Source organism: Paracoccus sp. AK26 (assembly GCF_011801365.1).
Lineage (GTDB): Bacteria > Pseudomonadota > Alphaproteobacteria > Rhodobacterales > Rhodobacteraceae > Paracoccus > Paracoccus aerius.
The window spans coordinates 1,797,080-1,815,182 of record NZ_CP041041.1; the positions used below are offsets into that span (position 1 = coordinate 1,797,080).

The 18,103-nt window shown below is 67.0% G+C and carries 19 protein-coding genes and 2 tRNA genes; 10 read left to right on the forward strand and 11 right to left on the reverse strand.

All coding sequences use genetic code 11. The annotated features are described in order from the left end of the window. The first annotated feature begins 3 nt into the window (after positions 1-3). Both FIU66_RS08900 and recR read left to right on the forward strand, forming a co-directional pair. Positions 4-348, forward strand: coding sequence for a YbaB/EbfC family nucleoid-associated protein (locus FIU66_RS08900; protein WP_167622374.1), 345 nt, complete (start codon positions 4-6; stop codon positions 346-348). Positions 349-350: 2 nt separating this feature from the next. After that, positions 351-950 carry a recombination mediator RecR gene (gene recR, locus FIU66_RS08905; RefSeq protein WP_167622375.1) on the forward strand — a complete coding sequence of 200 codons (600 nt, stop codon included), beginning with the start codon at positions 351-353 and terminating at the stop codon, positions 948-950. Here the strand turns inward: recR and FIU66_RS08910 are convergent. Next, positions 947-2,530: a lysine--tRNA ligase gene (locus FIU66_RS08910; RefSeq protein WP_167623450.1), complete on the reverse strand. Its 1,584-nt coding sequence runs from the start codon at positions 2,528-2,530 to the stop codon at positions 947-949. The two genes, recR and FIU66_RS08910, sit on opposite strands and share 4 nt — an antisense overlap. A 94-nt stretch (positions 2,531-2,624) precedes the next feature. Between FIU66_RS08910 and FIU66_RS08915 the strand changes: the two genes are divergently transcribed. Then, positions 2,625-3,047, forward strand: coding sequence for a tellurite resistance TerB family protein (locus FIU66_RS08915; RefSeq protein WP_167622376.1), 423 nt, complete (start codon positions 2,625-2,627; stop codon positions 3,045-3,047). A 1-nt stretch (position 3,048) separates the two neighbouring features. On the opposite strand, the gene dacB is transcribed toward FIU66_RS08915, so the two are convergent. Genes dacB through lgt form a run of 5 tightly spaced genes read right to left on the reverse strand, consistent with a single transcriptional unit; the run spans position 3,049 to position 7,726 of the window. Then, the gene (dacB, locus tag FIU66_RS08920; protein WP_240544648.1) at positions 3,049-4,437 is read right to left on the reverse strand and encodes a D-alanyl-D-alanine carboxypeptidase/D-alanyl-D-alanine-endopeptidase; all 1,389 of its coding nucleotides are present in this window, start codon (positions 4,435-4,437) and stop codon (positions 3,049-3,051) included. After that, positions 4,434-5,036 carry a nicotinate-nucleotide adenylyltransferase gene (locus FIU66_RS08925; RefSeq protein WP_167623452.1) on the reverse strand — a complete coding sequence of 201 codons (603 nt, stop codon included), beginning with the start codon at positions 5,034-5,036 and terminating at the stop codon, positions 4,434-4,436. Before FIU66_RS08925 ends, dacB begins: the two co-directional genes overlap by 4 nt. Further along, on the reverse strand, positions 5,036-5,800 hold the full coding sequence (gene pgeF, locus FIU66_RS08930) for a peptidoglycan editing factor PgeF (RefSeq protein WP_167622377.1): 765 nt from the start codon (positions 5,798-5,800) through the stop codon (positions 5,036-5,038). Before pgeF ends, FIU66_RS08925 begins: the two co-directional genes overlap by 1 nt. Beyond that, the gene (locus FIU66_RS08935; RefSeq protein ID WP_167622378.1) at positions 5,784-6,842 is read right to left on the reverse strand and encodes a class I SAM-dependent methyltransferase; all 1,059 of its coding nucleotides are present in this window, start codon (positions 6,840-6,842) and stop codon (positions 5,784-5,786) included. Before FIU66_RS08935 ends, pgeF begins: the two co-directional genes overlap by 17 nt. Further along, on the reverse strand, positions 6,839-7,726 hold the full coding sequence (gene lgt, locus FIU66_RS08940) for a prolipoprotein diacylglyceryl transferase (protein WP_167622379.1): 888 nt from the start codon (positions 7,724-7,726) through the stop codon (positions 6,839-6,841). The genes FIU66_RS08935 and lgt overlap by 4 nt, the downstream gene beginning before the upstream one ends. 159 nt (positions 7,727-7,885) lie before the next feature. Between lgt and FIU66_RS08945 the strand changes: the two genes are divergently transcribed. Then, a complete protein-coding gene (locus FIU66_RS08945; protein ID WP_167622380.1) occupies positions 7,886-8,134 on the forward strand; it encodes an accessory factor UbiK family protein in 249 nt (82 codons plus the stop codon). Here FIU66_RS08945 and FIU66_RS08950 read toward each other — a convergent pair. After that, a complete protein-coding gene (locus tag FIU66_RS08950; protein ID WP_167622381.1) occupies positions 8,125-8,430 on the reverse strand; it encodes a DUF6476 family protein in 306 nt (101 codons plus the stop codon). The genes FIU66_RS08945 and FIU66_RS08950 overlap by 10 nt on opposite strands. Between FIU66_RS08950 and FIU66_RS08955 the strand changes: the two genes are divergently transcribed. The 5 genes from FIU66_RS08955 (at position 8,429) to ade (ending at position 13,520) form a co-directional block, all read left to right on the forward strand. Then, entirely contained in the window at positions 8,429-9,451 is a 1,023-nt protein-coding gene (locus FIU66_RS08955; protein ID WP_167622382.1) for an RluA family pseudouridine synthase, read from the forward strand. The two genes, FIU66_RS08950 and FIU66_RS08955, sit on opposite strands and share 2 nt — an antisense overlap. 144 nt (positions 9,452-9,595) lie before the next feature. Then, positions 9,596-10,504: an RNA polymerase sigma factor RpoH gene (rpoH, locus tag FIU66_RS08960; protein ID WP_167622383.1), complete on the forward strand. Its 909-nt coding sequence runs from the start codon at positions 9,596-9,598 to the stop codon at positions 10,502-10,504. A 92-nt stretch (positions 10,505-10,596) separates the two neighbouring features. Then, complete coding sequence (locus FIU66_RS08965) at positions 10,597-11,619, forward strand: hypothetical protein (protein WP_167622384.1); 1,023 nt, start codon at positions 10,597-10,599, stop codon at positions 11,617-11,619. 60 nt (positions 11,620-11,679) lie between these two features. Next, positions 11,680-11,756, forward strand: a tRNA-Arg gene (locus FIU66_RS08970). Positions 11,757-11,825: 69 nt separating this feature from the next. Then, complete coding sequence (gene ade, locus FIU66_RS08975) at positions 11,826-13,520, forward strand: adenine deaminase (RefSeq protein ID WP_167622385.1); 1,695 nt, start codon at positions 11,826-11,828, stop codon at positions 13,518-13,520. Between the two features lie 28 nt (positions 13,521-13,548). On the opposite strand, the gene FIU66_RS08980 is transcribed toward ade, so the two are convergent. After that, a tRNA-Gln gene (locus FIU66_RS08980) sits at positions 13,549-13,623 on the reverse strand. A gap of 94 nt (positions 13,624-13,717) precedes the next feature. Here FIU66_RS08980 and FIU66_RS08985 point away from each other — a divergent pair. Further along, positions 13,718-14,893, forward strand: coding sequence for an NAD(P)/FAD-dependent oxidoreductase (locus tag FIU66_RS08985; RefSeq protein WP_167622386.1), 1,176 nt, complete (start codon positions 13,718-13,720; stop codon positions 14,891-14,893). Here the strand turns inward: FIU66_RS08985 and kdsA are convergent. Genes kdsA through FIU66_RS09000 form a run of 3 tightly spaced genes read right to left on the reverse strand, consistent with a single transcriptional unit; the run spans position 14,890 to position 18,093 of the window. After that, complete coding sequence (gene kdsA, locus FIU66_RS08990) at positions 14,890-15,732, reverse strand: 3-deoxy-8-phosphooctulonate synthase (protein ID WP_167622387.1); 843 nt, start codon at positions 15,730-15,732, stop codon at positions 14,890-14,892. The genes FIU66_RS08985 and kdsA overlap by 4 nt on opposite strands. After that, positions 15,729-17,456 (reverse strand): capsule biosynthesis protein, encoded by a 1,728-nt coding sequence (locus FIU66_RS08995; protein ID WP_167622388.1) that lies wholly within the window; start codon positions 17,454-17,456, stop codon positions 15,729-15,731. Before FIU66_RS08995 ends, kdsA begins: the two co-directional genes overlap by 4 nt. After that, complete coding sequence (locus FIU66_RS09000) at positions 17,440-18,093, reverse strand: ABC transporter ATP-binding protein (protein ID WP_167622389.1); 654 nt, start codon at positions 18,091-18,093, stop codon at positions 17,440-17,442. The genes FIU66_RS08995 and FIU66_RS09000 overlap by 17 nt, the downstream gene beginning before the upstream one ends. Positions 18,094-18,103: the final 10 nt, after the last annotated feature.

Consider the following 18,103-nt stretch of genomic DNA (forward strand, 5'->3'; position numbering starts at 1 on the left):
GACATGATCAAGGGTTTGGGCGGCTTTGGCGACATGGCCAAGATGATGAAGGCCGCAAAGGACATGCAGGACCGGATGGCTCAGGTGCAGGCCAGCCTGGACACGATCACCGTGACCGGCGAATCCGGCGCGGGCCTGGTCAAGGCCACAGCCACCGCCAAGGGCGAATTGACCGCCCTTGACATCGACCCGTCGATCTTCGTGCCCACGGAAAAGGAAGTGGTCGAGGATCTGATCCTGGCCGCGATCAAGGACGCGCAGCGCAAGGCGCAGGAAAAGATGCAGTCCGAAATGGCCCGCGTGACCCAGGAACTGGGCCTGCCCGCCGACATGAAGCTGCCCTTCTGAGCATGGCCGACGGCAGCGACGACATCCAGGCGCTTGTCGGGCTGATGGCGCGGCTGCCGGGGCTTGGCCCCCGGTCGGCCCGTCGTATCGTGCTGCACCTGATCCGCAAGCGCAGCGGGCAGATGTCGCAGCTTGCGGGGCTTCTGGACCGCGTGGCAGTGAACTCGCGCGAATGCGTGACATGCGGCAACATCACCGACCGCGACGAATGCGCGATCTGCACCGATCCCGCCCGCGCGACCGGCGAACTATGCGTGGTCCAGGATGTGGCGGACCTTTGGGCCATGGAGCGGGGCCGCGCCTTTGGCGGCCGCTATCATGTGCTGGGCGGCACGCTTTCTGCCCTGGACGAGATCGGGCCGGACGACCTGGGCATCCCGTCCCTGATCGACCGGGTCGAGCGCGAGAAGATCCGCGAGGTGATCCTGGCGCTGAACGCCACCGTGGACGGCCAGACGACGGCGCATTACATCGCCGACGCCCTGGCCGAGACCGGCGCGACCGTCACGGGTCTTGCGCAGGGCGTGCCGATCGGCGGGGAACTGGATTACCTCGACGACGGCACGATCAGCGCAGCGTTGCGGGCGCGGCGGCGGCTCTAGGCCGCCACCAGCTCTCCGGCCAGCGCCTTTTCGATTAGCGCGCGCGTCTCATCGATTCCATACAGCGCGATGAACCCGCCGAAGCGCGGCCCCTGGTCCGCCCCCAGCAGCACCTGATACAGCGCGGCAAACCAGTCGCGCAGGGGTTCGAAGCCGTGATCCTTGCCGATGGCGAAGACCATCGACTGCAAGGCCTCGGCATCGGCGGGCTGGTCCCAGGCGGCCAGGCGGCCGGCCAGAGCCTCCATCGCGCGGCGCTCGATCTCGGTCGGTTCGCGGAACTGGCGGGTTGGCGCCACGAAGTCGGTGAAATAGCGCACGGCAAAGCCCGCCGCCTGGTCCAGCCCCGGATGCGTTTCGGGCGAAGCCTCGGGCGCATAGCGGCGGATGAAGCCCCAGAGGCCGTCCTTGTCCTTGGCCCCCGCGACGGATGCCAGGTTCAGCAGCATCTGGAACGGCACCACCATATCGGATGCCGGCACCTCGCCGCCGTGGATGTGCCAGACCGGGTTCGCAAGCTGCTGGTCCGGCGTCTGGTCGGGATAGGCGCGCAACTGCTGGTGATATTCATCGACGGCCTTGGGTATCACGTCGAAATACATCCGCTTGGCCGTCTTGGGCTTCTGATACATGAAATAGGACAGGCTTTCGGTCGCCGCATAGGTCAGCCATTCGTCGATGGACAGCCCGTTGCCCTTGGACTTGCTGATCTTCTGGCCGTGCTGGTCCAGGAACAATTCATAGGTGAAATGTTCCGGCGCCCGCCCGCCGAGAATGCGGCAGATGCCGTCATAGATTGGCGTATTGGTGCTGTGGTCCTTGCCATACATCTCGAAGTCGACGTCAAGCGCGGCCCAGCGGGCGCCAAAATCGGGCTTCCATTGCAGCTTCACCTGCCCGCCCGTGACCGGCAGGGTCAGTTCCTGCCCATCCTCGTCGTCGAAGGTGATGGTGCCGTTCTTCGCGTCCACATGCTTGATCGGGACATACAGGACCTTGCCCGTCTTGGGGCTGATCGGCAGGAAGCAGCTATAGGTCTGCTGGCGTTCCTCGCGCAGGGATGCCAGCATCACCTCCATGATCGCGTCGTAACGCTCGGCCGCCAGCAGCAGCGTGTCGTCGAACCGGCCCGACTTGTAGAACTCGGTCGCGCTGATGAATTCGTATTCGAACCCGAAGGTGTCCAGGAAGCGGCGCAGCATGGCGTTGTTGTGGCTGCCGAAGCTGTCATATTCGCCGAAGGGGTCGGGCACCGTGGTCAGCGGTTCCTGCAGATGCTGGCGCAGCATGTCCTGGTTCGGGACATTCTCGGGGACCTTGCGCATCCCGTCCATGTCGTCGGAAAAGCAGAACAGCCGGGTCGGGATGTCGCTGATGATCTGGAACGCGCGGCGGATCATGGTCGTCCGCGCGACCTCTCCGAAGGTGCCGATATGGGGCAGACCCGAGGGGCCATAGCCCGTCTCGAACAGGACATAGCCCTTTTCGGGGTCCTTCTTCTCGTAACGTTTAAGCACCCGGCGCGCCTCCTCGAACGGCCAGGCCTTCGATTGCATTGCGGCGTCGCGCAGGGTGGTCATCGCATACTTCTCCTGTTCCAAGCCTTGACGCCTTATTGAAAGCGGGGTGAATGGTCAATAATTTGCGCCCCAGGCGTCTATCCAAGGAACAGACATGACCATCGACCTGCCCTCGTTCTCGCCCTGCGATGCCTTGGTGGCGGTCATGGTTGCCGTGTCGGCGTCCGACCAGACCTATCGCACGTCGGAACTGGTGGCGATTCAGCGCAGCGTGGACCACACCCCGGTCTTCGCCAATTACGACGACGACCGCATCCGCGCGGTCAGCCAGACGGTGATGACCCTGTTCGAGCATGAGGACGGCATCGACGCCCTGTTCGGCCTGATCCGCGACGCCCTGCCGGAAAAGCTGTACGAGACCGCCTATGCCCTGGCCTGCGACGTGGGCGCCGCCGACGGCCGCCTGTATGAGGGCGAGGTCGCGATGCTGGCCGAGATCCGGCACCAACTCAACATCCCGCGCCTGCATGCCGCCGCCATCGAGCTGTCGGCGCAGGTCCGCCACCGGGTGCTGTAGGTCAGCCCCAGCCGTTCAGGATATCGCGCTGCAGCCGCTTGGCATCGCGCGTCCAGGACAAGACGCCCGACGGCAATTCCTGTCCCGAGGTTGCCGCCTGACGCGCTGGCTCCGCGCAGAGGATCGCGAAGGCGCGCGGTTGTCCGCCCGGTCCCATGACATAGCCTGCCAGGTTCGATACGAAGTTCAGCGTCCCGGTCTTGGCGCGGACGCTGCCCGCCGCAGTCGCGCCTTGGCCCAGGTCATCGTCCAGCGGATCGGCCTTCAGCAGCGCGGGCAGGCCCGCCGCCAGGCCCGGCCCCGCCAGCAGCCGCGCCATCCCCTGCGCCGTGACCCGGCTGGCGGGTGACAGTCCGGAATGATCGGCCAGCGTGAAATCCAGCCCCTGCCCCTGCGCCACAAGCCAGGCCCGCATCCCCTGGGCCGAGGCTGCCGGATCCCGCGCGCCGCTGGCGTGCAGGCCCACCACCTCGGCCGTAAGGTTGGTCGAGAAATACAGCATGTCGCGCAGAATCCGGTCCAGCGGTGGGCTGGAATGGCTGGCAACGATCTGACCCTGCGGCAGGGTGCCGATCACCTTGGGGGCGGGCAGCACCAGCCCCTTGGCGCGGCACAGCGTCTGGAACACGTCGCCCGCATAAAGCTCGGGCTTGCGGACAGGCAGCCAGCGGCTTCCGGGGCGGCTCATGGCACTGCGGGATACCGTCCAGGTTTCGCGGTCCTCGCCCTCGCGATAGGTGAACAGGTCGGACTGGTCGCCCGGCGCGGCGGTGATCGTATAGGCGCGCGGCGAATGGGCCGATCCCCGCGCTTCTATCGACATCTGCGCGCCGCCCTGCCGCCAGCCCAGGTGGACGCGGTTGAAGTTGAGGATTATGCCCGACAGCGCGGGGTTGTAGGCCAGGTGATCGGCCTGCCCGGGCGCGATTTCCTCAAGCTGCGGCAGCGCGCCGCCCCAGACGGCAAAGCGGGCGGGAGCAGGCTGTCCGGTTGCCACCAGTTCGCCGGCAAGCGTCGCCAAATCGTCGGTGGACAAGACCGGATCGCCTCCGCCCGCCAGGACCAGCATGTCGCCTGCGCGAATGATCCTTGTGGTGAAGCGATGGGCGGGGCCCAGCCGCGACAGGGCGTAAAGAGCCGTCACTGCCTTAAGGGTGCTGGCAGGCATCATCGGCGCCGCCGCTTGCGCCGCATCCGCCAGCGGCCGTGTCGGATCGTCCAGCAGCGCAAAGGCGACAGTGCCCGGCAGCCCTGCCGATGCGACGATGCGTCCCGCCGACAGTGCCGGCCGGGCGGGCGGGCGCCGGTCCGGACCCTGGCCCCAGCCCGCGCCAGGGGCCAGAGGCAGGGCCGCAAGCCCCGCCAGCAGGTTGCGGCGCGACAGCATCATGTCCCCGCCCCCAGTGCCCGGCGCAGCGCGGTCGATGATTGCGGGGACATCGGCAGGTTCACCTGCACCCAGGCAGGCGGTTTCCGCTGCGCAAGCAGTCCCGCCTGCGATGCCGGCAGCCGGTAATCCGCAAGCGCCTGTGCCGCCACCGAGCGCCGGGATGCCAAGCGCGATCCGGGGCGGGCCAGCACGCCGATGGGCACAGCTTCCGCGATCTGGCGCCAGCGGTCCCATTGATGGAACTGGACCAGGTTGTCCGACCCCATCAGCCAGACAAATCGCACGCCGGGATAATGGCGACGCAGGGCGCGAATCCCGTCGGCGGTCTTGCGCGTGCCCAGCCTTGCCTCGACATCCGTGACGACGATGCGCGGGTCGGACAGGATCTGCCGGGCATTGGCCAGCCGGCGAGCAAGCGGTGCGGGACTGCGCGCCTTCAGCGGGTTGCCGGGCGAAACCAGCCACCAGACACGATCCAGCCCGAAGCTGCGCAGGGCGGCGCGGGTGATGGCGACATGGCCTTCATGTGCGGGATCGAAGGATCCCCCCAGAAGGCCGATGGTCATCCCGGGCAGCGCAATGGGAAGCCCCGCCCGGATCAAAGCGTGATGGCCGAGATCAGCCTGCCGTAATCGACCTGCCCCTCGTGCGTGGCGCGGCGATAGCTGAAGAACTTGTCGGGGTCGGAATAGGTGCAATGGCCGGACCATTCGGCATCCACGCCCGCATCCCGCAGGCGCATCAGGCCAAAGGACGGCAGGTCGAACATCGGCCGCCCATTTGGCCCACCGCTGAAGAAGCGGCCATGGGCAGGATCCTCGGCCAGGAAGCTGTCCATGAAGTCGGGGCCAACCTCGTAGGCGCGCTGGCTGATCGTGGGTCCGATCACCGCCCTGATCTGCGTCGCGCCAAGGGCACGCATGGCGTCCACCGTTGCTTCGATGATGCCGCCCAAGGCGCCGCGCCATCCGGCATGGCAGGCGCCGATCACGCCCGCCTGCGCGTCGGCCAGCAGGATCGGCTGGCAGTCGGCCGTCAGCACCGCAAGCGCCACGTCGCGCCGTGCCGTAACGATCCCGTCGGCCTCGGTATTGGCGACGGTGGGGATATCGTCGCCGTCGCGCAGCGTGATCACATCGGCCGAATGAACCTGCTTCACCGTTGCCAGCGCATCGGCGGGAACGCCCATCGCGGTGGCGACCCGGCCACGGTTCAGGGCCACCATTTCGGTCTGGTCGGTCGACCTGCGGCCGCAGTTCAGCCCCGAGAACAGGCCCGAGGATGCGCCACCCTTGCGGGTGAAGAACCCGTGGCGGACATCGCGAAGAAGGGGGTGTGTCAGGATCTCAAGCGTGGTCTGCATGAAGCCTCAGCGCGTCAAATCCGGGCACCGGGGGCGCCCCTTTCGGCCAGATGGCCATGGCCTTGAACAGGTGACCCATTTCATCCGGGTGGGTCAAGCGCCGAAGCGCCGCCATCGCGCCTGCGTCCCCGGCTGCTGTCAGCCGTTCTGCCCGCTGCGCCGCGCCCAGTGACAAGAGCCAGTCGCCCTGCCGCATCGGGCGCGAGGCAATCGCGCCTGCCCGGATCGCCGCTGCCGCCAGCGGCGCGAAATCGACATGAGCGGTCAGGTCGGCTTCGCCCGGACGCGCCAGCGGATCCTCGGGGGCGTGGTTGCGCAGCGCCTGGAACGTGTCGCCATAGCCGTTCCAGCCGCCGTAATCGACGAAGATCGCCGCCCCGCCATAGGCGGCGATGCGGCGCGCGATGGCTTCCACGATCGCGGGTGCGGCGGGACATTCCTCGACCACGTCGCCCGGCCGGCCGTTGCGCGGCAACTGAACGACGGGGCCGAGGCCGAGGCGAAGGCCGGTGTCGGACAGCCCCACCATCCGTTCGCACCAGCCGTCATTGGTGCGCTGATACTGGCGGATCGGCAGGGCATCGAAGAACTCGTTCGCGATCAGGAACAACGGCTTGGAGGGCAGTTCCTCGACGCTGTCGAGATGTGCGACTGCGCCCAGCCGGTCCCGCTGGACCTGCCGCAGATGGGCCGAGGCCTCGATCAGCGTGACCTCGGCCGCCTCGGCCATGCCCGGAGCCTTGCGGATCGCGCGCAGGATGTCGGCCATCAGGGTGCCGCGGCCCGGCCCGGCCTCGGCCAAGGTAAAGGGCGCGGGACGCCCTTGGTCCATCCAGGCCTGGGCGAGGGCCAAACCGCAGAGTTCCCCGAACATCTGGTGGATTTCCGGCGCGGTCGTGAAATCGCCCGCCGCGCCAAAGGGGTCGCGCGTGGTATAATAGCCGTGGCGCGGATCCAGCAGGCAAATCTCCATGTAGTCCGCCAGCGTGATCGGACCCGTGGCACGGATCCGCTGCACGATGATCTGGGCCAGGGGCGTCATGTGGCAGCGGTCACGGCCGGTCGGCGCCGGGCGCGCAGGATGAAGAACAGCCCGATCAGCACCATCGGCAGCGACAGAAGCTGGCCCATCGTCAGCCCGACCACCGGCCCGCCGATGACATGGCCCAGAGGGTTGTCGGGCGTGATGAACTGGGCATCGGCCACGCGGAACAGTTCAACGAACATCCGCGCCAGGCCATAGCCGGCCAGGAAGGTGCCGAAAGCCAGGCCCGGCCGTCGCAGCCCGCCTGCCCGGACCAGGGCCAGCAGGATCAGCCCCAGAAGCAGGCCTTCCAGCCCCGCCTCGTAAAGCTGGCTGGGGTGGCGGGCGCAGGGGCCGACCACGCCGGGGCAGGTCTGCGCGGCCTGGCCGGGGAAGATCACGCCCCAGGGCAGGTCGGTGGGGCGGCCCCACAATTCCGCGTTGATGAAATTGGCGATGCGTCCGAAGAAGATGCCGATGGGCGCCACCACCGCCATCGCGTCCGCCAGCCGCAGCGGCGGAATGCCGTTGGCGCGGCAAAAGGCCCAGGTCGCGACAATCACGCCCACAAAACCGCCGTGAAAGCTCATCCCGCCCTGCCAGACCTTGATGATCTCGGCCGGGTTCGACAGGTAATATCCCGGTTCGTAGAACAGCACGAAGCCCAGGCGACCGCCCAGGATCACGCCCAGGATCACCCAGGTCAGCAGGTCGTCCACCCTGTCGGCGGGCATGGGCGCCCGGTCGCCCCACAGCCTGTCGCGTCGCATCATGGCGGCGATGATCTGCCAGCCCAGCAGCAGCCCTGCGAGATAGGCAAGCGCATACCACCGCAGCGACAGCGAAACACCGCCCAGGTTGATGGTGAAGATTTCGGGCGCGATATCGGGAAAGGGGATCATGGGGCCTCAGGTTATGCGCGGCGCACGCTAGTCGGCGCGCGGGCGGTGTCAACACGACAGTCCGGCCGCCAATCCTGCGCTTGCGGCATGGCGCGCATTGAACCCGGCCGCCGCGCGGCCCATATAGGCGGGCAACCACGTATCGGGGGCAAAGGCCAAATGACCACGCAGAACAAGTTCTTTGACGACATCTCGAAGCTGATGACCAATGCCATGGGCGTGGCGCACGGCGCCCGGTCCGAGGCAGAGAACGCCATGAAGGGCTGGATCGACCGCTGGCTGGCTGATCGCGACTTCGTGACCCGCGAGGAGTTCGAGGCCGTGCGCGAGATGGCGATCAAGGCCCGCACCGAGAATGCCGAGCTGAAGTCCCGGCTGGACGCGATGCAGGCGGGCCGTCAGGGCTGAAGCGTGTCGCGCAGCGCGCCTGCCCGGTCGTAAAGCAGCACCTCGCCCGCGTCGGTGACGACGACGATCCAGTCGCGGGCGAAGGTCACGGCCTCGGGTGCGGCGCCATCCGGCAGAACGATCGCCTGGGGCAGGTCGGGCAGCATCGGCTGGCCTAGCCGCATCCACAGCAGTGCCACCACGGCAATCATCCCCAGGCCCATCACCAGGGCCAGGCCCGTCACCAGCCACCGCAGCAGCCGCAGTTCCGGCACCGCTTTCGCCGCCGTTTTCCAGTCGCTATCATCCGTGCCCATGTCGAACCTTGTTGTCACCATCCCGGCCAACCCGCCTGACCGGCTTGATAAGGCGCTTGCCCTGGCGGTGCCAGAGGAAGCGGCCCTGTCGCGGTCGCGCCTGTCGCGGCTGATCGCCGACGGCGCCGTCAGCGGCCCCGACGGCATTGTGCGCGACGGCAAGGCCCGCGTGGCCGAGGGGCAGGACTACAGCATCGCGATCCCCGACCCCGAGCCGGTCGACACCCGCCCCGAGGCGATCCCCCTGTCCATCGCCTTCGAGGATGAGGATCTGATCGTCATCGACAAGCCTGCCGGGATGGTCGTCCACCCTGCCCCCGGCTCTCCGCGCGGGACGCTGGTCAATGCGCTTCTGGCCCATTGCGGCCATACCCTTTCGGGCATCGGCGGGGAAAAGCGGCCGGGCATCGTGCATCGCATCGACAAGGACACGTCGGGCCTGCTGGTGGTGGCGAAGTCGGACCGCGCCCATCACGGCCTTGCCGCCCAGTTCGAGGCGCACAGCGCCCAGCGGCGTTATCTCGCCCTGGCGCACGGCGTGATCGACGGGGCCGATGCGCGGCTGCGCGGCACGCCCGGCGTCACCTTCGAAGAGGGCGGGATGCTGAAGATCACATCCCGCCTGGCCCGTCACGCCACCGACCGGCAGCGGCAGGCGGTCTATTTCGACAAGGGCCGCCATGCCGTCACCCGCGCGCGCATGCTGGAACGCTTTGGCACGCCGCCCGTCGCCATGCTGGTCGAATGCCGGCTGGAAACGGGACGCACCCACCAGATCCGCGTCCACATGGCCCATGCCGGACTGGGGCTGATCGGCGATCCGGTCTATGGCGGGGCGCGCAAGGCATCCGTCAAGGTGCTTGGGCCCGTGGCCGAGGCTGTGGCAACCTTTCCCCGGCAGGCACTGCACGCGGCGCATCTGGGGTTCGACCATCCGGTGACGGGGTTGCCCCTGGCCTTCGACAGCCCCCTGCCCGCGGACATCCAGGCACTGCTCGACCAGCTTCGAGAGGTCGTCTGACGGAAACGTGAACCCCGATCGGCTGGCCCGTTAAGTTTTTTATTACACACTGTTGCTAAACCATGCCGTCCGGAGCCGTGCCACCAGGCCGGAACCCTGCAGTTGCAGGCGGCGTTCCCCGGACTCTGCGAAAGGCCCGACATCATGGCGAATTACGGAAATCTTCCCGCCCCCAGCCCTGAACAGGGCCTCAATCGCTACCTGCAGGAAATCCGCAAGTTTCCGCTTCTGCAGCCGGAAGAGGAATACATGCTGGCCAAGGCCTGGGCGGACCACCAGGACAGCGAGGCCGCGCACAGGCTGGTCACGTCGCACCTGCGCCTGGCGGCCAAGATCGCCATGGGCTATCGCGGCTATGGCCTTCCACAGGCCGAGGTCATTTCCGAAGCCAATGTCGGCTTGATGCAGGCGGTCAAGCGGTTCGATCCCGAACGCGGCTTCCGCCTTGCGACCTATGCCATGTGGTGGATCCGCGCCTCGATCCAGGAGTATATCCTGCGGTCATGGTCGCTGGTGAAGATGGGCACCACAAGCGCGCAGAAGAAGCTGTTCTTCAACCTGCGCAAGGCCAAGTCCCGCATCGGCGCGCTTGAGGAAGGCGACCTGCGGCCCGAAAACGTCGCCCAGATCGCCAACGACCTGAACGTGACGGAACAGGAAGTCATCGACATGAACCGCCGCCTGTCAGGCGGCGACGCATCGCTGAACGCGACGGTCGGCAGTGGCGAGGGCGATTCTGCGTCGCAGTGGCAGGACTGGCTGGAGGACGAGGACGCCAACCAGGCCGAAGCCTTTGCTGAATCCGAGGAATTGGACACCCGCCGGCAGATGCTGATGCAGGCGATGGACGTGTTGAACGAGCGGGAAAAGGATATCCTGATCGAACGCCGGCTGCGCGACGACCCACTGACGCTTGAAGACCTGTCCGCCCGCTACGAGGTGTCGCGCGAACGCATCCGCCAGATCGAGGTCCGGGCCTTTGAAAAGCTGCAGGACCGGATGCGCGTGCTGGCGCGCGACAAGGGCATGAGGGTGCCCGAAACCGCACTATAGGGCGACGCACGCCATGCCTTCTTCCGGCGGTCGCGATTGACCTGCCGGGGCTTGACGCTATGGTCCGAAGGCAGGCTGGCAGATCAGAAAACATGACCGCGCTCACGGACTTTCAACGGCTCGAGGCTCAGGGCTCGTGGCGCGCCGCGCCCGATGCGCCCTTGCGCGAGGTCATCGTGTCGGTTGGGGACGCGACGCTGGTCCTCTCGGACCCCAGGACCGACCGGCCGTTGTCGCACTGGTCGCTGCCGGCGGTGGTCCAGCTGAATCCCGGTGTCACACCGGCCATCTATGCCCCGACCACGACGGGCGAGGACGAAACCGTCACCATAGACGATCCCTTGATGATCGAGGCGATCGCTCGCGTCCAGGGCGCCGTCGCCAGTCACCGCGCCCATACGGGGCGGCTGCGCAACGGACTTCTGGTGCTGGCGATCCTTGCGGCTCTCGGCTGGCTGGTCTTCTGGCTGCCCGGCGCGCTGATCGGCCATGCCGCCCGGATCGCGCCGCCCGCCCAGGCCCGCGACATTGGCCAGGCTATCCTGACCGACCTGGAACATGGATCGGGGGCGGTCTGCCGCCGCGAATCCGGCCAGGCCGTGCTGAACTGGCTGGCGCCGCGACTGCTGGGACCGGACGCGGCGATCCGGGTGGTGCCCGGTCCCCTGGGAGGCGCGCGCCGCCTGCCCGGAGAGATCTACGTGATCGGCAGCGACCTGCTGCAAACCGCGCCCGGTCCCGAGGCCGCCGCGGCACATCTTGTCGCGGCCCGGCTTGCCAGCACCGACGACGCCCTGCGGCAGGCGGCGGTGCAGCACGCGGGGCTTCTGGCCTCGATCCGGTTGATGACGCTGGGCCACCTGCCGCAGGCCGCGATGCAGGGCTTCGGGGCCGCGATGCTGATGAACCCCGCCCCCCGGCCATCCGATGCCGACCTTCTGGCCGCGCTGGCGGAACGCGGCATCCCGGCCGAGCCCTATGCCCGCACCATCGACCCTACCGGCCAGACCGTCCTGCCGCTGATCGAGGGGGATGCCTTCCGCACCACGCCCCCGGCCCGGCCGCTGCTGACCGACGAACAATGGCTGGCGCTGCAGCAGATTTGCGCGGGCTGACAGCGCCGCCGTCGTTTTCGCCGTTGCACCCTGCCATGACTGCGGCTATTCACGCCGCAGGCACCCGTAGCTCAGCTGGATAGAGCGCTGCCCTCCGAAGGCAGAGGCCAGGGGTTCGAATCCCTTCGGGTGCACCATATCTTCCATTCCTCCTCTGGACGTTGCCTGTGCTGTCGGGTCATTTGACCCGAACGAATGGAGGCATCATGGACGATCTGGAACGGCGCATTGCGCAGGCACGTGGCGACGAACCCGCGGATCTGGTGCTGCGGGGCGGGCGCGTCTTCGACCTGATCACCGGCACGATGATGACGGGCGACGTCGCGATCTGCGGCGACCGGATCGCCGGGGTGGGCGCCTATGACGGGCGGCAGGTGATCGACGTGGCGGGCCTGACCCTGGTTCCCGGCTTCATCGACACGCATCTGCATGTCGAAAGCAGCCTTGTCACACCACACGAGTTTGACCGTTGCGTAACCCCGCGCGGCGTCACCACTGCCATCTGCGACCCGCACGAAATCGCGAATGTCATCGGTCTCGACGGTATCCGCTGGTTCCAGAAGGCCAGCGAATGCCTGCTGATGGACCTGCGCGTGCAACTGTCCTCCTGCGTGCCCTCGACCGAGATGGAGACCTCGGGCGCGCGGATCGAGGCCGGGGATCTGGCGCAGGTCATGGGCCACCCGTCCAACATCGGTCTGGCCGAGTTCATGAACTATCCGGGCGTCATCCAGCGTGATCCGGCCGCGATGGCCAAGCTGCGCCTGTTCGCGGGCGGCCATGTCGATGGCCATTGCCCGCAACTGACCGGGCACGACCTGTCGGCCTATGTGGCCGCAGGCATCAGGACCGAACACGAGGCAACGACGGCCGAGGAGGCCCTGGAAAAGCTGCGCAAGGGGATGCGCGTCCTGATCCGCGAAGGATCGGTCAGCAAGGATCTGGTGGCCTTGCAGCCTGTTCTGACCGATGTGACGGCGCCCTACATGTGCCTCTGCACCGACGACCGCAACCCGCTGGACATTGCGGAACACGGGCATCTGGACCACATGATCCGCGAGTTGATCCGGCGCGGCAGCCCTGCCCTGGCGGTCTATCGCGCGGCATCCCTGTCCGCGGCCGAGGCCTTTGGCCTGAAGGACCGCGGACTGATCGCGCCGGGGCTTCGGGCCGATATGGTGGCCCTCGACAGCCTGGAAAGCTGCCGTGCGCAACTGGTGCTGGCAGGCGGGCGCATCGTCGACGAGGCAGCATTTGCCGCCCGCCCGCCCCTGGCGCCGGTTGGACGCGCATCGGTCAAGGCGCCTCGCGTCACGGCGCAGGACTTCCGCTGCGCCGGAAACCGCAGCGAAACCGCTGTGATCGGCATCATCGAGGGCAAGATCATCACGGGCCACCTGTCCCACGACATCGCCCCGCAGGACGGCGACAAGCGCCCCGACCCGGCCCGCGACCTGATGCGGATCGCGGTGATCGAGCGGCACGGCAGGAACGGTAACATCGCCACCGGCTTCGTGCAGGGATTCGGGATGAAGCGCGGCGCGATCGCCTCGACCGTCTGCCACGACCACCACAACATCGTGGCCGTCGGCGCTAATTACGACGACATGGCCTTAGCGGCCAACCGCCTGTCCGAGATAGAGGGAGGATTCGTCGTGGCCGAGGGTGGCGTCATCCTGGCCGAGCTGGCCCTGCCCGTTGCCGGCCTGATGAGCCTGGAGCCTTTCGAGGCCGTGCGCGACCTGCTGGTCCCCCTGCGCGACTCCGCAGCGTCGCTGGGCGTGATCCTGGAGGAGCCGTTCCTGCAGATGGCCTTCCTGGCCTTGCCCGTGATCCCGGCGCTGAAGATTACCGACCGCGGCATGATCGACGTCACCAGGTTCGAGATCATCCCCGGATGATCTTGATCGGCAATGATTTAAAGGATTTTGGCTGGGGCGGTAGGATTCGAACCTACGGTACACGGTACCAAAAACCGATGCCTTACCACTTGGCCACGCCCCAACTGTGGGAGGGTGAATAGCCAAGCTGGCGGGGGGGTGCAAGTCGAAAAATCGCAAAACTTGTGCCCTTTCGCGCGCCGCTTTATGCCGCCCGCATGGAACAGGTGGATCTTCTGATATTGGGTGCGGGCGCGGCGGGATTGTTCTGCGCGGGCTCGGCATTGCGGGCGGGACGGCGAGTGATGGTGCTGGATCATGCCGCCCGTCCGGGCGAGAAGATTCGCATCTCGGGCGGAGGGCGGTGCAACTTTACAAATCTTGCGACCGCGCCGGATCGCTTTCTGTCCCGCAACCCGCGCTTTGCGGCAAGCGCGCTTGCCCGCTTCACGGCGCCCGACTTCGTCCGGCTGGTCGACCGGGCCGGGATTGCCTGGCACGAGAAGGCCCAGGGCCAGTTGCTCTGCGACGGCAAGGCCACGCAGATCACCCGGATGCTGCTGGACCGGATGAAGGGCGCCGAGTTGCGGATGGAAACTGCGCCCTTGTCGGTCCGCCATGACGGGATGGGTTTCGTGGTGGGAACCCAGGGTGGGGCGATCCACACGGAACGGCTGGTCGTCGCGACCGGAGGCAAGTCCATCCCGAAGATCGGCGCGACCGGCCTTGCCTATGACATCGCCGCGCAGTTCGGACTGCGGATGATCGACACGCGCGCCGGGCTGGTCCCCATGACCTTTGCCGAGCAGGAGCTTGCCTTGTGCCGTCCCTTGGCGGGCGTCTCGGTCGAGGCGCGGATCCGCCACAACGGCGGGCAGTTCCGCGATGCGCTGCTGTTCACGCATCGGGGCCTCAGCGGGCCGGTGATCCTGCAAATCTCCAGCTTTTGGCAGCCGGGCGAGACGATGCAGATCGACCTTGCGCCAGACCACGACGTCGCGGCCCAACTGAAAGCCGCCAGGTCCGAGGCCGGGCGCGTTGCGGTATCATCCGCCTTGGGGCGGGTGCTGCCCGCCCGGCTGGCGACCGCTATCTGCGACGAGATGGGATTGTCCCAGGCACGTCTGGCGGATCAGCCGAACACGCGGTTGGAAGCGTTGGGCGCGCGGGTGAACCGATGGCAGGTCCGGCCCGTGGGGACCGAGGGCTATCGCACGGCCGAGGTGACGCTGGGCGGCATCGACACGCGCGATCTGGACGCCCGCACCCTGCAAGCGCGCAAGGTGCCGGGGTTGTTCTTCATCGGCGAATGCGTCGATGTGACGGGCTGGCTGGGCGGCTACAACTTCCAGTGGGCCTGGGCATCGGCGGATGCGGCAGGCCGCGCGGACTAGCCCATCACCGGATCGCTCTTGGCCAGCCGGTCGAAGGCCATCAGCGATTCGATCAGCGCGGGCATCCGGTCCAGCGGGATCATGTTCGGCCCGTCCGAGGGCGCGCAATCGGGATCCTCATGCGTCTCGATGAACACGCCCGCCACGCCAAGCGCCACGGCGGCGCGGGCCATGACCGGCGCAAATTCCCGCTGCCCGCCCGACGATCCGCCCTGCCCGCCCGGCTGTTGCACCGAATGGGTGGCGTCCATGATGACGGGATAGCCGGTGCGCGCCATGATCGGCAGCGACCGCATGTCCGCCACCAGGGTGTTGTAGCCGAAGCTGACGCCGCGTTCGGTCAGCAGGATGTTGCCGTTCCCGGTCGAGGCGACCTTGTCGGCCACGTTCGCCATATCCCAAGGCGCCAGGAACTGGCCCTTCTTGACGTTGATGACCGCGCCCGTCTTGCCGGCGGCCAGTAGCAGGTCGGTCTGGCGCGACAGGAAAGCGGGGATCTGGATCACGTCCACCATCTGCGCGGCACGCACCGCCTGTTCCGCGTCATGCACGTCGGTCAGGACCGGGCAACCCAGGCGGTCGCGAACCGTCGCCAGGATCTGCAGCCCTTCGTCGATGCCGACGCCTCGACGGCCCGACAACGAGGTGCGGTTGGCCTTGTCGTAGCTGGCCTTGAAGACAAAGCCCGCGCCCGCCTTGGCGCAGGCTTCCGCCATGCGTTCGCCGATCATCAGGGCGTGGTCCAGCGTTTCCAGCTGGCAGGGTCCGGCGATGACGACCAGCGGCAGATCGTTGCCGCAGATAATGTCGCGGATGCGGATGTGCTTGGCCTGGGTCATGTGGATACCTGTTCGCGAAGGATGGATGCCGTCAGCGACAGCATCAGATAGATACCCGAAAAGATCAGGAAGGCCACCAGGGTATTCTGGAAGGCCTTGGGATAGGTCGCCTCGTCCGGGGCCACGGGGGCCACGGACAGCGACAGATAGCGGACCTGCTTGTTCGCCTCGATCCGCGCAGCCTCCATCTGCGCGGCAGCCGCCGCCAGCAGTTCCTGGCGGGTCAGCAGTTCGCTTTCGGCGATCCGCAATTCGCCCGAGATCAGCGCCAGCGAATTGCGGTCCTGCCCGCCCTGGGTCAGCTGTTCGCGGGTCTGGGCGATCATCTCCTCCAGCCGGGTGATGTCGCCGCGCAACGTGGCCACGCGACTTTCCAAGGGCTGGGCATTGGACAGAAGCTGGCCCAGTTCCAGCCGCTTGGTCGCAAGCTGGGTTTCAAGGGCCGAGACTTGGTTCATCACCACCGTCCCCTCGGCCACGGGGTCCAGGACGCCCAGCGTCTGCTGCAATTCCTGCACGCGGCGCTGCGCGGCCAGAACCTTGGCCTCGGCGTCCTGATAGATGGAGATGGCACCCTCCATCTGGTCGTCGCGCAGGCGCGAGGTCATCTGGTCCACCTGCTCTTCGGCATAGGCGATCAGGGCCAGTGAAAACTCCTGGCTTTGCTGGGGATTGGGGGCGATGACCTCCATGTCGATCATGCCCTCGGTCGGGTCATAGCCGATCTTGACCGATTTCTGGTACAATTCGAACGTCGCCTCGTTGGTCGCGTCGGGCGGCAGGCGCTTGACCGGATCGATCGCCGGATCCTGATAGGCCTGCCGGAAGCCCTTGTCCCCGTCCAATCGCAGCATCGCATCGCGCGAGGTCAGATAGCTTTGCACGGCAACGGAATCGGTATTGGTCGCCAGCTGCGATCCGCCCAGAAGCCCGCCCAGTCCCCCAGCGCCGCCTGTCCCCTGGCCTTCCGCGGACTGGATGCGGAATTGCGAGTTGGTGGCATAGAGGGGCGTGGCCACGGCGAAGTAATACCAGGCCGCCGCGGCGGTCGGCAGGATCACGAAGGCCAGCAACCGCAAGGCCAGCATGACCATCCGCCGCCGCCTGCGCCGGGCGATGTCCTGCTGGATGCGGATAATCTCGGCCGCGCGCTTTTCCTCGGTCAGGACTTCGCGGGCCGGAAGGCTGGGGCGCGGCGGCCCGACCTCGGTTCCGGGACGGCCGGCGGGGACGGCCACCTGCTTGCCGGGCATGACCGCCACCGTTCCGGCCTTGGGCGCCGCCTGGGCGCGGCTGCCTTCGCTTGAAAGGATCTGGCCCAAGGCCGCACGGTGGGACGGGTCGATCCCCCTTTGGCGAAGCCGCAGCACGGCTTCCTCGTCCGAGGCGACTTCGATCTGGTGCAGGGCGGCAATGCGACGGGCGATGCGCAACTGCCGCTCGGACAGATTTTCCCGGCGGATCTGGTCCAGTTGCGCCTCGAGATCCTCACCAGCGTCCGGCGACGGGGCCGGGCCGACATGGGCGAGCCCGTCATCGACCGGATCGGTCCGCATGAACCGTTCGCGTTCGTCCTCGTCCAGGGTCGCGTTCGCCGCTGCCGGCCGCTTGCGGACAGCGACGCGGATGTCGCCGTGGCCTGCGGCGGGAACGGCCTGCGCGGTCGGTCGCACCGACTCCTCGGCCGAGGCGTGATAGCGGCGGACCTTAGGCGGTGTAGTCATAGTATTGCTTCGCCTCGGCAAGGGATTCGAAATGGTAAAGCCGCCCGTCCCGCAGGATGGCGGCCGAACGGCAGAACTTTTCGATCGTGGCGGGCTGGTGGGACACAATCACCACGGTCGCCGTCTTCAGCCGGTCATAAAGGACAGCGCCCGCCTTGCGGTTGAACTCGACATCGGTGGTCTGGGGCATCCCCTCGTCGATCAGGTACATGTCGAATTCAAGCGCCAGCAGCAGCGAGAAGGTGAACCGCTGCTTCATGCCCGCCGAATAGGTTCCGACCGGCATGTCATAATATTCCTCGATGTCGGTCAGCCAGCGGGTGAAGGCCGACACGTAATCGGGATCCAGGCCATAGATGCGGGCGATATAGCGGGCATTTTCGTTTGCGGAATGCTTGCCCACGACGCCGCCCATGAAGCCAAGCGGAAAGGAAATCCGGCAGCCGCGCCGGATCGTGCCTTCATCGGGCTTTTCCAGGCCGCACATCATGTTGATCAGCGTCGTCTTGCCGGTGCCGTTGGGGGCCAGGATGCCAAGGGAATTGCCAAGCTCCACCCGGAACGAGGCGCGATCAAGGATCACCTTGCGCCGCGTTCCCGTCCAGAAGGACTTCGAGACGTTGTCGAATTCCAGCATCTGCCCTTCC

Excerpts from the sequence above, each read along its gene's own strand:
- FIU66_RS08900 (WP_167622374.1), top strand. The coding sequence starts at position 4 with ATGATCAAGGGTTTGGGCGGCTTTGGCGACATGGCCAAGATGATGAAG.
- recR (WP_167622375.1), top strand. The coding sequence starts at position 351 with ATGGCCGACGGCAGCGACGACATCCAGGCGCTTGTCGGGCTGATGGCG.
- FIU66_RS08910 (WP_167623450.1), bottom strand. The coding sequence starts at position 2,530 with ATGACCACCCTGCGCGACGCCGCAATGCAATCGAAGGCCTGGCCGTTC.
- FIU66_RS08915 (WP_167622376.1), top strand. The coding sequence starts at position 2,625 with ATGACCATCGACCTGCCCTCGTTCTCGCCCTGCGATGCCTTGGTGGCG.
- dacB (WP_240544648.1), bottom strand. The coding sequence starts at position 4,437 with ATGATGCTGTCGCGCCGCAACCTGCTGGCGGGGCTTGCGGCCCTGCCT.
- pgeF (WP_167622377.1), bottom strand. The coding sequence starts at position 5,800 with ATGCAGACCACGCTTGAGATCCTGACACACCCCCTTCTTCGCGATGTC.
- FIU66_RS08935 (WP_167622378.1), bottom strand. The coding sequence starts at position 6,842 with ATGACGCCCCTGGCCCAGATCATCGTGCAGCGGATCCGTGCCACGGGT.
- lgt (WP_167622379.1), bottom strand. The coding sequence starts at position 7,726 with ATGATCCCCTTTCCCGATATCGCGCCCGAAATCTTCACCATCAACCTG.
- FIU66_RS08945 (WP_167622380.1), top strand. The coding sequence starts at position 7,886 with ATGACCACGCAGAACAAGTTCTTTGACGACATCTCGAAGCTGATGACC.
- FIU66_RS08955 (WP_167622382.1), top strand. The coding sequence starts at position 8,429 with ATGTCGAACCTTGTTGTCACCATCCCGGCCAACCCGCCTGACCGGCTT.
- FIU66_RS08950 (WP_167622381.1), bottom strand. The coding sequence starts at position 8,430 with ATGGGCACGGATGATAGCGACTGGAAAACGGCGGCGAAAGCGGTGCCG.
- rpoH (WP_167622383.1), top strand. The coding sequence starts at position 9,596 with ATGGCGAATTACGGAAATCTTCCCGCCCCCAGCCCTGAACAGGGCCTC.
- FIU66_RS08965 (WP_167622384.1), top strand. The coding sequence starts at position 10,597 with ATGACCGCGCTCACGGACTTTCAACGGCTCGAGGCTCAGGGCTCGTGG.
- ade (WP_167622385.1), top strand. The coding sequence starts at position 11,826 with ATGGACGATCTGGAACGGCGCATTGCGCAGGCACGTGGCGACGAACCC.
- FIU66_RS08985 (WP_167622386.1), top strand. The coding sequence starts at position 13,718 with ATGGAACAGGTGGATCTTCTGATATTGGGTGCGGGCGCGGCGGGATTG.
- kdsA (WP_167622387.1), bottom strand. The coding sequence starts at position 15,732 with ATGACCCAGGCCAAGCACATCCGCATCCGCGACATTATCTGCGGCAAC.
- FIU66_RS08995 (WP_167622388.1), bottom strand. The coding sequence starts at position 17,456 with ATGACTACACCGCCTAAGGTCCGCCGCTATCACGCCTCGGCCGAGGAG.
- FIU66_RS09000 (WP_167622389.1), bottom strand. The coding sequence starts at position 18,093 with ATGCTGGAATTCGACAACGTCTCGAAGTCCTTCTGGACGGGAACGCGG.